Here is a 14,021-nt window from a genome sequence, read left to right on the forward strand (position 1 = left end):
TATGAAAAAAAAGCCATTGATTTTGGTTTCTAATGACGACGGTATTACCTCTAAGGGCATCAGGGTCTTGGTAAATGTGATGAAACAATTAGGGGACGTGGTGGTAGTCGCTCCCGATAGTCCACAATCTGGGATGGGCCATGCTATTACAATAGGTGAAACACTTAGACTTTACGAGGAAGACATTTTCCCGGACGTACAGGCATTTAAATCCAGTGGAACACCGGCAGACTGCGTTAAACTTGCCAAGCATTACGTGCTTAAAGACCGTCAACCGGATCTTGTGGTCAGTGGTATCAATCACGGAAGTAATACTTCAATTTCCGTTTTGTATTCAGGGACCATGTCAGCAGCAATTGAAGGGGCATTGGAAGGCCTGCCATCTATTGGTTTTAGTTTGTGTGACTATTCTTCAAAAGCCGAATTCAGCCATGTTGAGGAATATGTGTATAAAATTTCCAAGCAAGTACTGGAAAATGGAATTGCGAAAGGAGTAGCACTCAATGTCAATTTCCCACCAAAAAGAAATGAATCCATAAGAGGAATTAAAATATGCCGTCAGGCCCATGCAAAATGGCAGGAGGAATTTTCAGAAAGATTTGATCCCAATGGAAGAAAGTACTTTTGGATGGCCGGTAATTTTGTAAATTTTGATAAAGGGGAAGATAATGATGAGTGGGCTATTGCCAACAATTTTGTTTCTATTGTACCTTGCCAATACGACCTCACAGCCCATCATGCCATCAGCCAAATCAATGAGGACTGGAATTGGGATGAATTATAAATTCGATCTAAACAGAGAAATTTAATGGGTATTAATAAGTGGCTAATGGAATCAAATCCTATAGCCACTTATTCAACAACCTTTCACTTTCCTGCCATAGTCTCTCCTGCATTTTCTTTGATCTTGCAGTAGTCGAAGGTGTATTGGGCTTACTATTTTTGAAATAGTAGCCATTATAAGATTTGTCAATTTTGTTTTTTGCCAGATAGATACTTGTTTTTGCACCTTCTTTGGGAGTTACCATAAAAGGAGTTGCCAGTTTCCACAAAAACTTAAATACTCCCGATGTTTCCATTCCAAAATTCGATTTCACAACACCTGGATGAAGGGCAAAGGAGCTCAAACCCTTACTACTATATCTGTCAACAAGAGATTTTGTAAACAGTATGTTAAATAACTTCGCATTAGCGTAGGCATTGAATGAACTGTAATTCCCATTTTCATATTGAACATCATTGAAGTTGGGTTTTGCAGCTCGGTGGGCCTCTGAACTCACATTGATTACTTTTGGAGATTTGGATTTGAGCAACAATGGAATTAAATGATGAGTGAGCAGAAAATGTCCAAGGTGGTTTGCAGAAAATGTCAATTCAAATCCATCTTTGGTAATTTCCTTATTCTGAAATATCCCACCGGCATTGTTAATAAGGACATCAAGGTGTTCGACTTCCTTCTCTATCAAGGCAATTGATTTGACGATAGAATTCATATCAGCCAGATCTAATGGAACAAAAACTGCCTTGGTACGGATATTTGAATCCAAAGATTGAATCAGATCTTTGGCCTTGTCAAGATTTCTTGCCAAAATCAACAATTTATCAAAGTCTTTTGTAAGTGCTTTAAATGTTTCGGCTCCAATGCCGGAAGTGGGGCCTGTTATAGCTAGGTTCATAGGATTTTTATTTTTCTAACCTTATAATTATACATTAGGTTTTGTTTTGCCAAAAATTCTCTGACAAAGAAGAAAAAGTTATTCATGATCATGCTAGCAGGGAGAGAATTGTAGTTGATTTGAAAAATTATAGAATAATTTGAAGAATATCCTTTTAAAATCCCTGAAGAACTTTATGAGATTTAAAGAATTCAATAAAATAATATTTTGTAAATTAAAAATTTTCTTTATCCACAATCACTAGTGTCCGACTAAAGTCGGCCACTAGTGAAAATAGTTTGAATTGAATAAATATAAGCACTTTTTCTGTTTGGATTGAAAAGTAAGCCCCTACGTTGGGAACAGCGAGGTTTGACCTTGGTTTTTTATGCTTTCTTTTAACTCTTTTTCGGGATCATTAAGGAAGTTGATTAGATGAACATAGCTGACCATATGAAACCTGACCAAAGCCACCATATTTGAGAATGCCCACTTTCTTTTAATAGTCTTTCGGACAACTTCCATCAGTAGAAGAGAGATAAGTGAACACCAAATCTGTATTTCAATCGCATTCTGGTTATCTCCAAGAAAATATTTGAGAGGGAAGTTTTGCTTCAGTTTCTTAAACAGGAGTTCAATTTGCCATCTGTACTTATAGATTCCTGCTATTGTAGCGGCTTCTTGCTCAAAACTGTTGGTCAAAAACACCATGATCTTGGATTTAGTATCATCCCAGAGAACCACTCTGCGAAGTTTTAAAGTCTCTTTATTACCGTTTGCCGTGTATTCCAGCGTTATTGTTTCATCTTTAATGATTTCCTGGTCTTTATCGTCGGGCAGATCAATGTCATCTATACTTTCATAAACAGCATTATCCTTCATTCTTGTAATAAAAAATATACCCCTGTCACTCCATTGGGCATATTGCAGATAGTCTGTATAGCCCTTATCCATAACAATGTAAGAACCTTCAGGCACATTGAGGTGCTTTAGAAACGTGTGGTCATGTCGAACCCCTTCTGTAAACCTTATCAGACAGGGCATCAGTTCTGCTGCATGTATCATCACGTGGGCTTTGATGCCACCTTTACTCTTCCCGTCTTTTCTTGGTCTGCCTGCGACCCTGAGGATATCTTTAAACAGGCTTATGACGGTGGAATCAACAATAAACAGCTTTTTGATCACCTCCATGTTAAGCCGGCTGTCCGGTAAAATATGACGGTGTTTTTCAAAAAGGCCCATGTAAATATCTCTGAACACTACACTGGGCCTTTTACTGTTACCATCGGATATTGTAGATCGTTTTGGAGAAGTCTTAATTCCAATATGAATCAGTTTATTTTGCCAAGCCAAAAGACCCGTAGAAAGCTCTCTTAAGGATGTTGCTCCACTCAAAGAACAGAAAAGCATTGTCACTAAATGCTGCCAGGTATCAAATTTCTTGTAGTATCTGTCTGATTGATGTTTGGACTTGACCTGAGACAAAACTGATTTATCAATAAAAGAAAGTAGCTGTGAAAAAATCGGCTGTCCGAAGAAATGTGTATTTTTACCCATGCGTAATTTATGTTGTCGTAAACACAAAGTACACAAAACAGGGTAGGTTCAAGCAATTGAATCTACCCTTATTTTAAAATCGTTTCTCGGACACTAATGATCCACAATTTAAAATTTGTATTTTTAAAAACGAATAATTGCATTAATAGCAAAATCAGGAAACTGAATGGATTTCTTTAATCAGTAACTGATTTGATAATCAGAAAATTGAAAGAAACTGTAGCTAGGATTTATTTAAATCAAAATTCAAAAGTGAAAGGAACACAGAAATTTGTTGATATTGAAAAAATAATCAAGGGCAAAAGTGCCACTTTTTATAAGTGGGTGCCGGGATTTGTTTTGGGTTATATCAAAAGGATAGTTCATGAAAATGAGGTCAATCAAATCATGGCCAAAATAGGTCACCTCCAAGGAATTGATTTTGTAAATTCACTGATTGAAGAGTTTGGAGTGGAAGTAAGTCTGAAAGGTGCAGAAAATATTCCCTTGGACCGTTCTGTAATTTTCGCAGCAAACCATCCACTTGGCGGAATGGATGGGATAGCATTTATGTATGCATTGGGTAAATACAGAACTGATTTAAGGGTTTTGGTCAACGATATACTTACCAATATCAAAAACTTTGAACCTATGTTCATTCCAGTCAACAAGTTGGGATCTAACAGTAGAGAGGTTACGAAATTGATAGAAGAAACTTATGCAAGTGACAATGCAATACTCGTCTTTCCAGCAGGCTTGGTTTCCCGGAAACAAGCCAAAGGAATAATGGACCTAGAGTGGAAAAAGAGTTTTATAAGCAAATCCAAAAAATATAAAAAGGATATTGTGCCTGTTTATATTGAAGGTAGAAACTCAGATTTCTTTTATAATTTTGCTAAAATACGTAAAATGCTGGGCGTCAAGGTGAATTTAGAAATGTTTTATCTTTCAGATGAAATGTTTTCCCAAAAAGGAAAAAAAGTTGTCATACATGTAGGAAAACCTATTTCTTACAAGTATTTTGATAAATTGAAAAGTGAAATAGAATGGGCTGAGGAGGTTAAAAGTCTGGTTTACCAAATGGCCTTAAAATAATATTATGCAAGAAATTATACCTCCTGTAGACAAAGATTTAGTAGAGAAAGAACTTAATTCCGAGAGGTTTCTTAGGTATGCCAATAATGGTGACAACCATATTTATCTGGTTGATTTTCATAATTCCCCAAATGTGATCAGAGAAATTGGAAGACTTAGGGAATTGACATTTAGGTCAGCGGGGGGCGGAACAGGTTTGGCTTTGGACATCGATGAGAATGACACCAATGAAAATTGCTATCAGCAATTGATTACCTGGAATCCTGAGGATAAAGAGATTGTGGCTGGTTATAGATTGATACATTGTAAAAATGCCAAGATCGATGAAAATGGACATATTAATTTGTCTACGGCACATTTATTTGAGTTTTCCAAAGATTTTTTGACTAATTATATACCCTATACTATTGAATTGGGCCGGTCATTTGTACAACCAAAATATCAGCCAAGTATAGATAACAGGAAAGGGCTTTTTTCTTTGGATAATCTTTGGGATGGCTTAGGTGCAATCGTGATGTTAAACCCCGAAGTAAAGTACCTTTTTGGAAAAGTAACCATGTATCCGCATTATGACAGAGAAGCAAGGGATATGTTACTTTGTTTTATGCATCATTATTTTCCTGATAATGAATCTCTTGTTGTCCCTCACAAGCATTTAACTTTAACTTATGAAACTGATATTTCAGGGTTTAAAACGGAATTGGAGAAGTTGGATTATAAAGAAGGGTATAAATTGCTGAATTCAAAAATACGTGCTGCAAAAGAAAATATCCCACCTTTGATCAATACCTACATGAATCTGTCCCCGACAATGAAAACCTTCGGGACAGCATTGAACGACGAATTTGGAGCAGTGGAAGAAACAGGTATTATGATTACGATTGCCCATATCTATGAAAGTAAGAAGCATCGGCATATGGAAACGTTTGAAAGAGATAGGGTGTTTGGAAGTAGATGAAAAACAGAGATATTAAAACAGTAATCCTTGGTGCTTCAACAAATCCAGGAAGATATTCATACTTTGCAGCTCAGATGTTTTCAGAAAGAAACCTTGATTTTGTCCCCATTGGGCTAAAAAAAGGGGAATTGTTTGGAAAGGAAATATTGGATATACGACAAAAACCACACGTAGAAGATGTCCACACGGTAACCTTATATATTGGTACAGCAAATCAGGTTGAATACTATGATTATATTCTTTCTCTGAAGCCTAAAAGGATTATTTTTAATCCGGGAACTGAAAATCCGGACCTTATGGAATTGGCAAAGAAAAATAATATAGATGTTTGGCCTGCCTGTAATCTTGTTCTCTTAAGTACCGGACAATATTAACCTTTTCTTGTGTCCAAAAACATATTCATATACCAAATATGAGGCGCTGAGATTAATGAAACCAGGACAAAAAACAGCAATGTCAATTGGTCCGGGTTCATCATTTTGGAAAATATAATCAAGATCACAGATATTCCTGTTAAACTTATCAATGTAAATGGTAAAAGCTTCTTTATGAACCCTTTAAGCTTATCCACTTTTAAATAATTTTCTAATGCTTCAAATTCTTCTTTCATGCTTGGAAGGGAATGCCAAAACCCAAAATAGATAATAAAACCAAGAAGCAGAGGTAAGTAATAGAGTAAAATGCCCAAGCACATGGATTCCAACAATAGCCCAAAAGCCTCTTTTTGAAGATTGATTAAAATGAGAATTGTTGAAAAGGAAAAGGTTAAAAGGATAAACAGAAATCCATAATTTTCGAGGAAACTCACCTCAATAATATTTGATAAAATGGATGTGGTATATTCAAAGTCTCCCCAAAGAATAGTGCTTAAAAAAAACAGACCCAAAGAAAGATAAGTTAACCTTTCAAATTTTTTTATTCTAAATTTAATGAAATGACTTTGCCCAAAGTGGTAAGCAGACATTAAAATAAATGCGAAAAGTGCCCATTTAGGAAAAATCATCCAAACTGCCAAGTAAACCACGATAATCGCCAGGTACTTGACAATGAACTTAAAAAGTTTTTCTTTATTGATTTCCGGGCTGAGCAAAAGATGGTCAATCGCTCCATGTGGAATTCCAACTAAAATCAAGATCGAGATGAAGCAAATCCACTCATATAATTCGTTTCCCTGAAAAAATAATAAATAAGTTAAACCTAAACTTAATCCAAAAATCTTTCCAATTATCTCAATGTTTTTCATAACTCAAAAGAGATTTGATGAAAATGGCAAACTTCAATCTTGAAAGAATCCCGATCTCTTCCCATAAACTGGTTTCTTCACTTAAAAATTTCAGCACCACATTTGCCCTATTGTTTTCAAACATTTTGCTGAAAATGCTAGGCAATGCGTTGGGCCATTTGACAGCAATATTTAAAATGATGTTGTCATAAAATTTAAATCCTCTTTTCCTATCCCATTTTCTTGAATTCACTTTTCCGGTGGTTGTCAATTCTTTGACTATAGACTTGCAATGTTTTTGAATATCATAAAAGGTATAACCTGTAGATGGCTTGGAACAACCGGCCAATGTCCCTAAGTGGATGATATTGGAATACTGACTTGAAGGTACTTCTAAAGTTGTCATAGGAATAGTGCCCGACTCTTTAAAAGTGACCACATATTCATTGATTTTAAGCTCATTTTGAAGGTAATCCCTTAATTGCGCTTCCATATTTGGCAGATCTATCTCTTCTTTGGTGTAAAGCGTATATTCAACAAGGGCCTCATTCTCATTGTATGGAAGTGTGTAAAAAAAATCCGTTTTATTTTTCTGATCAGAGACAAAATGCATGAGGGAAACTGCCTTGGGATTAAAACAGTTTTTTTCGCAGGAAATTTTCCATCCAACAAATACCTGTTTTAGAACGGGTATATTTTTCAATGGAGAGGTGAATGGTATGCTATTGAACAAAACAGTAGACCTAAAGTCACCTGAATTCAAAGTTGAAACAGTTACAGGACCTTGTTCAGCCCCTTCAATATTCAAAACCCTGTCTTCTAAAAAAGAAACATTTGGGAACAATTTGATCTTTTCTAAAACTTCCAAATAAAAATCCGAAGATTTGATATGGTAATAATTCAAATTTTGAAGTTTCGATGAAACTGAATTATTGGAATCAGTAATTCTAACTGAATCCCAAAAAATCAAAGGGGTATTTTTTGGATGGATATCCAGTGGTTTTTCAGCCCAATAACACCACGTTCTATCATTTTCGGTTTTGGAGGAATTGTCAATAAGCAAAATTTTCTTATCTCTTAAGTGACTGTCGAGTAGATAATAAACCAAACTTAATCCTGAACATCCAAGACCTGTAACAATATAATCGTATGTATCCATTGGCTTTTGGGTTGGGAAAAAAAAGGACTTCACTGTGTGCAGTGAAGTCCCATGATTTTTTAAGCTAATTGGGTTTTTTTGGCCTTGGCTGTTTCCGAAATGGCCACAGAATAAATTACCAAACCAAATCCGATTTTGTTGATCGCATCAGCTAGGTTGTAAAATAAATCAATACTACTAACTTCAAATGCTCCTGACAATAAATTTCCTGGAAGGACCATGTATCCTATTGGATAAATTGACCAACCCAAGGTGATAAATATTTTCAATAAAAACATCGCTCTATTGAGAGCAGGACTATTTGAACCTTTAGCTAATTTGGCTACATCACCGGCAAACACTTCATATACGATATACAAATAACCAACTGTTGAGAAAATCCCCCACATAATGTTATTGTCTATACCTGATGTTTCACCGATATAACCGGTAATCAACATCAATAAAGAAGCAAGAATAAGCTTGGTAAGCGTACTGGTTTTTGCACCAAATGGTTTTGTCAATAAATAGAATTCCACACACATCAAAGGAACAGTTAATGTCCAATCAACATACCTGAATGCTGTTGGACTTTGACCTGTTTGAAGGTAGAAATCTCTCATATAATAATAATGTACTGCCGCAATTCCTGTGATAAGACCGGAAACCAGTAAAGAAGTTTTCCATTTATCACTTACAGAGCTTCTTTCAACAAAGAAAAAAACTGCGGAAGCAAACATTGCCATGTACCCAATGAAGAAGGTAATGGCTACGGGGTCACTATTGATCAGTTTGTCTAAACCAATCAAATCTGCTGTTAAGATGGCATTCATAGATTAAGAATTTTAGTTTATAATGGATTTTTAAAATTTTATTCGGGTGAGACCTCAACTACATAAGACCAACAGAACAAGATTTGTTTAAGTAAATGGACAAAATATTAAACAATTGTATATAAATAACTGATTAGCAGGTACCACTAATTGTAAATTGTGTATCAAAAAAATTAGAATATTTTTTGTATTGGAACCAACTCAATATATTTTACTGCTTTAAAGACATTTATCCAAATAGATATAAAATGATTTGACAAGCATCTTTTAAAGGTGGAATTAAGGTATGCGCTCTCAATTTTTTTGTCTATTTTTACACTTTAGAAGAAAGTTGAAAATATCTCTTTTGAAGATAAGAAAGGCATTTTAAACAAATTATGAACAAGCAAATAGAAGGAAACCAGGAAGATTATTCAGCTGGTAATATTCAGGTTTTAGAAGGATTAGAAGCAGTCAGAAAAAGACCTGCCATGTATATTGGCGATATTGGGGTCAAAGGATTACATCATTTAATTTGGGAGGTTGTAGATAACTCTATAGATGAGGCGTTGGCAGGTCATTGTGATACCATTAAGGTCACTATCAATGAGGACAATTCAGTTACCGTTGAAGACAATGGTCGAGGCATTCCAACAGATATGCACCTCAAAGAGAAAAAATCAGCTCTTGAGGTAGTTATGACTGTTCTTCATGCTGGAGGTAAGTTTGATAAAGATACTTACAAAGTATCAGGAGGTCTTCACGGAGTGGGTGTTTCCTGTGTGAACGCGCTTTCCACTATGCTTAAGGCTACTGTTTACAGAAAGGGTAAGGTCTACGAACAGGAATATCATATAGGAGTTCCCCAATATCCTGTCAGAGAAATCGGCACCACCGATAAGCGGGGAACGGTAATTCATTTTCAGCCTGATGCGAGTATTTTCGCCATCACAGAGTTCAAATATGAAACCATTGCTACAAGGATGAGAGAAATGTCATTTCTTAATGCAGGAATCAGAATCTTTTTGACCGATTTAAGGGAATTGGATGAAGACGGTACTCCGAGATCGGATGAGTTTTATTCGGAGGGAGGTTTGGTTGAATTCGTTCAATATCTGGATGAAAATAAAGAAAAAATCATAGAATACCCCATTTATATAGAATCTGAAAAGAATGGCGTACCCGTTCAGGTAGCTATGAATTACAATTCATCTTATTCAGAAAATGTAGTTTCCTATGTCAATACCATCAATACGCACGAAGGGGGAACCCATGTTTCCGGATTTAGAAGGGCTTTGACAAGGACACTTAAAAGCTATGCTGACAAATCAGGAATGTTGGACAAATTGAAGTTGGAGGTTTCCGGGGATGATTTCCGTGAAGGATTGACAGCCGTGATTTCAGTCAAAGTGCAAGAACCGCAATTCGAAGGACAGACAAAGACCAAATTGGGAAACTCAGATGTAGTGGGGGCGGTAGATAGTTCGGTATCAGAAGTTTTACAGATTTGGTTGGAAGAACATCCTAAGGAGGCCAAGACCATCGTAGGAAAGGTGATACTAGCTGCACAGGCAAGGCATGCTGCAAGGAAAGCCCGGGAAATGGTTCAGCGAAAAAATATTTTAGGTGGCGGTGGTCTGCCAGGCAAGCTTGCTGATTGTGCCAATTCCGATCCGACTGTCTGTGAACTGTATCTCGTCGAAGGTGATTCTGCCGGAGGATCTGCCAAGCAGGGTAGAGACAGGGAGTTTCAGGCTATTTTGCCCTTAAAAGGAAAAATCCTTAATGTGGAAAAAGCGCATGAGCACAAGATTTATGACAATGACGAAATCAAAAACATACTGACTGCCCTAGGAGTAAAATTTGGTACAGTCAATGACGACAAAGAGCTTGATCTTTCCCATTTGAGATATCATAAGATCATCATCATGACAGATGCTGATATTGATGGTTCACATATCAGAACCTTGATATTGACTTTGTTTTTCAGATATATGAGATTGTTGATCGAAAGTGGATATGTCTATATCGCGCAACCGCCGCTTTACTTGCTGAAGAAAGGTAAAGATGAAAGATATGCCTATAATGAAGAAGAAAGGAAATTACTGGCAAGAGAAATGGTTGGAGAAGGCAAAGAAGACAGTATAAATCTTCAGCGATACAAAGGACTTGGAGAAATGAATCCTGAGCAATTATGGACAACTACAATGGATCCCAATACCAGGACTTTGAAACAGGTTACCATTGATTCTGCCGCGGAAGCAGACCATCTTTTCTCTATGTTGATGGGAGATGAGGTAGCACCAAGAAGGGATTTTATTGAGAAAAATGCCAAATATGCAAAAATAGATTCCTGATAATTAAAACTTAAGGGGCATCTAGCCCCTTTTTTTTTATTTAAATAATAAATTGCTAAAATTATGCATGGTTTTGGCCAAATAAATTTCCCTAATTTCCAAGCTGTTTAATCTGAATATGAAAGTAGCCTCTAAAGATAAATTTGATAGTATCATTGAATCAAGTGATTTGGTCAGTAGGGACTTAAGTTGGTTGAAGTTCAACGATAGAGTATTGGATCAATCCAAAAAAGAACAAAGATCAATTTTCGAAAAATTGAAGTTTTTGGCCATTACAGCCTCTAATCTGGATGAATTTTTCATGATCCGGATAGGATCTCTTTACAATTACCTTGATTATGAAAAGGAAAGGGTTGATTATTCAGGACTTAGGGAAGAGCCGTTCAAAATGAGATTGATGCTTGAATGTCAGGAGTTCCATAAAAGACAACAGGAGCATTTTTTGAATAATCTCCTTCCGAAAATGTCAGAGTCAGGATTTATTCTCAGCAATGTGAGAAATCTTGAAATGGAAGAACAGGATTATATCAAATCTTATTTTATGAAGGCGGTATATCCTATGCTGACGCCAATGGTATTTGATGGGTATAGGACATTTCCGATTCTGATGAACAAACTTCTGGTGTTTGGAGTGGTAACATTGGCACCTGGAGACAAAAAAGAAAATAAAAAACTATCCTTTGTACAGATTCCGGCCAATATCCCCAGATTTTTTGAGATTGAAAGGGAGGATGTGGTCATTTATGTTCCTATTGAAGAAGTAATTAGAGAAAACATAATCACCCTTTTTAGAAATGTCAATATTGAATCGATCAATTTATTCAGGATCACCCGGAATGGTGACTTTACTTTGGAGGAAAGTGAGGATATGGATGCCAACTTTCTGGAGGAAGTAAAAAGAAAATTAAATGAACGGAAAACAGGAAGGGTAGTACGTATTGAAATAGAGGAAGGCTACAGCAGGTGGATGATCAATCTTCTTAAGGAAAGATGGAATATTCAGGATGACAGCATTTTCAAAGTAGATAGAACCAGCATGATGGATTTTTCAGGGTTCTGGCAAGTAATCGGAAACAGGAGATTCAAGGATAAAATCCCGCAAATTCCCACTCCTGTACCACCAATTTCTTACCCGGAAGATGGGACAGATGACATATTCCAGGTATTGAGAGGAAGAGATATTCTATTACATCATCCATACAATAATATCGACCCTATCCTGGAACTGATAGAAAAGGCGGTGGAAGATCCGAATGTAATGGCCATTAAAATGACGATTTACAGGTTGGCTAAGGACTCCAGGATTACCAAGGCCTTGTTAAGAGCCGCTGAAAATGGCAAACACGTTTCGGTATTGTTTGAAGTAAAGGCAAGGTTTGATGAAGAAAATAACATCAGAGAGGCCAAAAAACTTCAAAAGGCAGGCTGCTTTGTTATTTATGGTATCAGTAATTTGAAGACACACACCAAATTATTACTGATCGTTAAAAAAGATGAAAATAACTACGTGACAAGATATGTGCATTTGGGATCTGGAAATTACAATGAAGATACAGCAAGACTTTATACAGATATAGGGTTACTCACCACCAATGAAGTCCTTGCCAATGACGTATCTGAATTCTTCAATGTAATTACAGGACATTCGATGCCAATGACTTATCAAAATCTGATAACGGCACCAAGGGATATGCGTAATCAGTTAATTGAATTTATAGAACAGGAAGCTGAAAATGCCCGAAATGGACTTCCGTCAGGAATTTTCATCAAGGTAAATTCACTGGAGGATTCCGAAATCATTTATGCCTTATACAGGGCTTCACAATCAGGAGTAATGATTAAATTAATAATCAGGGGAATTTGCTGCCTGAGACCAGGTAGGGCAGGGCTCAGTGAAAATATACAAGTACTTTCTTTGGTGGGTGATTTTCTCGAACATTCAAGAATCTATCATTTTCACAACAATGGTAAAACAAGAACCTACGCCGGCAGCGCAGATATGATGGTAAGAAGTTTTGATAAAAGATTGGAATCGCTTTTCAGAATAGAAGATTCTTTTCTTGAAAAACAACTTATGAACATTCTTTCCTATAATCTTCGCGACAATACCAATTCATATATCATGATGGAGGATGGTACCTATGTGCCAAAAATCCCACAGGTTGATGAAGCGGAATTCAACGTGCATAAAGAATTTTTCTCTGTGAGGATTGAAGATGTGTTATCAGTTAAATTGGTTCATTGAATTCCTGGAATCAAAAATTCAAATGTCATGCAAACTATTTCCTTTGGAGTAAGATCAAATTTGAAAATTATCATTTAGGTAATTTTCTGTGCCGATAGTCGTGAGGATTTTCTCTTTTAGATCCAAATAAGAACTTCTGCTCCACTGGAATTTGTGCGTTCATATCAAATTTCCAAAACGGTCGGATTATTTCTTCCTTGTTCCAACCAATACCAGAACTCCGGCTATAATGGCAATTCCACCGGCATAATTTGGCCAACTCAGTTTATTTTCGTTGGTTTTGTTCACCTGAATAGGTCCTGCGTCAATGACGGTTTCCTCAGTATTAAAACTGATGCTTGGAATAATAAACATTCCTATTCCAATGACAATTAATAAAATTCCTAAAGTTTTCATAATATGGATTTTGATAATCCAGTTGCAATAACTTTACCAAAGTCGAACCAAATATGAGTTTTCTTTATTTGTTTTTGCCAATTATATGGGGTTAAATACCTTAATCTCTTATTTCTTTTCAATCTCTATGCTGTAAAGTTGGGTGCTTTGATTTTTTTTTCGAAAGATTAGCCTAAATAATGAAGTTTTTAGGAGATTAAAACTCAAGTTAGATTACTACATTTTAGCGTAATAATGCTTTCTAAGCTTTCTTTTTACTCTATAAAAATTATAAAAACCCAAAATCAGCATTCCCAAACTTAAGGCGAAACCCAAATAACCCAATTTACTTACATGGGATAAAGCATTTACTTCCATCAATGCTGTGCCGCTGACCAAAAAATACAAGGAGGTTCTAATATAGGACAAAAGGGTTCTGTCATTGGCAAGGTATGTTCTCTGCCTTGCCAAATAATCCCTTACAATCAATTCATTTTCAGTAAAATTTTCTTCTGCCATTTTTCTTTTATTTTGGTGTAAAATTAATCCTGTTCACAGGTTCCAATGTGTGATTTTAAATACAAATTGACGAATTTTTATCAATCTGATGTAATAAATTTTTGACTTT

The 14,021-nt window shown here is 36.1% G+C and carries 13 protein-coding genes; 6 read left to right on the forward strand and 7 right to left on the reverse strand.

Features of this window, described 5'->3' with window-relative positions; all coding sequences use genetic code 11:
• Position 1: 1 nt before the first annotated feature.
• The gene (gene surE / locus B9A52_RS17755; RefSeq protein ID WP_084121731.1) at positions 2-784 is read left to right on the forward strand and encodes a 5'/3'-nucleotidase SurE; all 783 of its coding nucleotides are present in this window, start codon (positions 2-4) and stop codon (positions 782-784) included.
• Positions 785-842: 58 nt separating this feature from the next.
• Here surE and B9A52_RS17760 read toward each other — a convergent pair whose 3' ends face one another.
• The gene (locus tag B9A52_RS17760) at positions 843-1,676 is read right to left on the reverse strand and encodes an SDR family NAD(P)-dependent oxidoreductase (protein WP_084121732.1); all 834 of its coding nucleotides are present in this window, start codon (positions 1,674-1,676) and stop codon (positions 843-845) included.
• A gap of 330 nt (positions 1,677-2,006) precedes the next feature.
• Entirely contained in the window at positions 2,007-3,212 is a 1,206-nt protein-coding gene (locus B9A52_RS17765; protein WP_084121733.1) for an IS4 family transposase, read from the reverse strand.
• A gap of 252 nt (positions 3,213-3,464) precedes the next feature.
• On the opposite strand from B9A52_RS17765, the gene B9A52_RS17770 reads away from it, so the two are divergent.
• The 3 genes from B9A52_RS17770 to B9A52_RS17780 are packed head-to-tail and all read left to right on the forward strand — an operon-like array spanning position 3,465 to position 5,618.
• Positions 3,465-4,286, forward strand: coding sequence for a 1-acyl-sn-glycerol-3-phosphate acyltransferase (locus tag B9A52_RS17770; RefSeq protein ID WP_084123581.1), 822 nt, complete (start codon positions 3,465-3,467; stop codon positions 4,284-4,286).
• 4 nt (positions 4,287-4,290) lie between these two features.
• On the forward strand, positions 4,291-5,244 hold the full coding sequence (locus tag B9A52_RS17775) for a GNAT family N-acetyltransferase (protein ID WP_084121734.1): 954 nt from the start codon (positions 4,291-4,293) through the stop codon (positions 5,242-5,244).
• Positions 5,241-5,618, forward strand: coding sequence for a CoA-binding protein (locus B9A52_RS17780; RefSeq protein ID WP_084121735.1), 378 nt, complete (start codon positions 5,241-5,243; stop codon positions 5,616-5,618). The genes B9A52_RS17775 and B9A52_RS17780 overlap by 4 nt, the downstream gene beginning before the upstream one ends.
• On the opposite strand, the gene B9A52_RS17785 is transcribed toward B9A52_RS17780, so the two are convergent.
• Genes B9A52_RS17785 through B9A52_RS17795 form a run of 3 tightly spaced genes read right to left on the reverse strand, consistent with a single transcriptional unit; the run spans position 5,615 to position 8,437 of the window.
• Positions 5,615-6,487 (reverse strand): Brp/Blh family beta-carotene 15,15'-dioxygenase, encoded by an 873-nt coding sequence (locus B9A52_RS17785; protein WP_084121736.1) that lies wholly within the window; start codon positions 6,485-6,487, stop codon positions 5,615-5,617. The two genes, B9A52_RS17780 and B9A52_RS17785, sit on opposite strands and share 4 nt — an antisense overlap.
• On the reverse strand, positions 6,474-7,625 hold the full coding sequence (locus B9A52_RS17790) for a lycopene cyclase family protein (RefSeq protein WP_084121737.1): 1,152 nt from the start codon (positions 7,623-7,625) through the stop codon (positions 6,474-6,476). The genes B9A52_RS17785 and B9A52_RS17790 overlap by 14 nt, the downstream gene beginning before the upstream one ends.
• A 59-nt stretch (positions 7,626-7,684) precedes the next feature.
• Positions 7,685-8,437 (reverse strand): bacteriorhodopsin-like, encoded by a 753-nt coding sequence (locus B9A52_RS17795; RefSeq protein ID WP_084121738.1) that lies wholly within the window; start codon positions 8,435-8,437, stop codon positions 7,685-7,687.
• 377 nt (positions 8,438-8,814) lie between these two features.
• Between B9A52_RS17795 and gyrB the strand changes: the two genes are divergently transcribed.
• Positions 8,815-10,773, forward strand: coding sequence for a DNA topoisomerase (ATP-hydrolyzing) subunit B (gene gyrB, locus B9A52_RS17800; protein ID WP_084121739.1), 1,959 nt, complete (start codon positions 8,815-8,817; stop codon positions 10,771-10,773).
• Between the two features lie 118 nt (positions 10,774-10,891).
• Complete coding sequence (gene ppk1, locus B9A52_RS17805; protein WP_084121740.1) at positions 10,892-13,018, forward strand: polyphosphate kinase 1; 2,127 nt, start codon at positions 10,892-10,894, stop codon at positions 13,016-13,018.
• A gap of 186 nt (positions 13,019-13,204) precedes the next feature.
• On the opposite strand, the gene B9A52_RS17810 is transcribed toward ppk1, so the two are convergent.
• Positions 13,205-13,414, reverse strand: a complete 210-nt coding sequence (locus B9A52_RS17810; RefSeq protein ID WP_084121741.1) for a hypothetical protein — start codon at positions 13,412-13,414, stop codon at positions 13,205-13,207.
• Positions 13,415-13,630: 216 nt separating this feature from the next.
• On the reverse strand, positions 13,631-13,912 hold the full coding sequence (locus tag B9A52_RS17815; RefSeq protein ID WP_084121742.1) for a YidH family protein: 282 nt from the start codon (positions 13,910-13,912) through the stop codon (positions 13,631-13,633).
• Positions 13,913-14,021: the final 109 nt, after the last annotated feature.

The organism is Aquiflexum balticum DSM 16537, assembly GCF_900176595.1.
Classification (GTDB): Bacteria; Bacteroidota; Bacteroidia; order Cytophagales; family Cyclobacteriaceae; genus Aquiflexum; species Aquiflexum balticum.

Bases quoted from the DNA above. Each gene is read 5' to 3' on its own strand.
- B9A52_RS17780 (WP_084121735.1), top strand. From the start codon at position 5,241: ATGAAAAACAGAGATATTAAAACAGTAATCCTTGGTGCTTCAACAAAT.
- ppk1 (WP_084121740.1), top strand. From the start codon at position 10,892: ATGAAAGTAGCCTCTAAAGATAAATTTGATAGTATCATTGAATCAAGT.
- B9A52_RS17785 (WP_084121736.1), bottom strand. From the start codon at position 6,487: ATGAAAAACATTGAGATAATTGGAAAGATTTTTGGATTAAGTTTAGGT.
- B9A52_RS17760 (WP_084121732.1), bottom strand. From the start codon at position 1,676: ATGAACCTAGCTATAACAGGCCCCACTTCCGGCATTGGAGCCGAAACA.
- B9A52_RS17795 (WP_084121738.1), bottom strand. From the start codon at position 8,437: ATGAATGCCATCTTAACAGCAGATTTGATTGGTTTAGACAAACTGATC.
- B9A52_RS17775 (WP_084121734.1), top strand. From the start codon at position 4,291: ATGCAAGAAATTATACCTCCTGTAGACAAAGATTTAGTAGAGAAAGAA.
- surE (WP_084121731.1), top strand. From the start codon at position 2: ATGAAAAAAAAGCCATTGATTTTGGTTTCTAATGACGACGGTATTACC.
- gyrB (WP_084121739.1), top strand. From the start codon at position 8,815: ATGAACAAGCAAATAGAAGGAAACCAGGAAGATTATTCAGCTGGTAAT.
- B9A52_RS17790 (WP_084121737.1), bottom strand. From the start codon at position 7,625: ATGGATACATACGATTATATTGTTACAGGTCTTGGATGTTCAGGATTA.
- B9A52_RS17765 (WP_084121733.1), bottom strand. From the start codon at position 3,212: ATGGGTAAAAATACACATTTCTTCGGACAGCCGATTTTTTCACAGCTA.
- B9A52_RS17810 (WP_084121741.1), bottom strand. From the start codon at position 13,414: ATGAAAACTTTAGGAATTTTATTAATTGTCATTGGAATAGGAATGTTT.
- B9A52_RS17815 (WP_084121742.1), bottom strand. From the start codon at position 13,912: ATGGCAGAAGAAAATTTTACTGAAAATGAATTGATTGTAAGGGATTAT.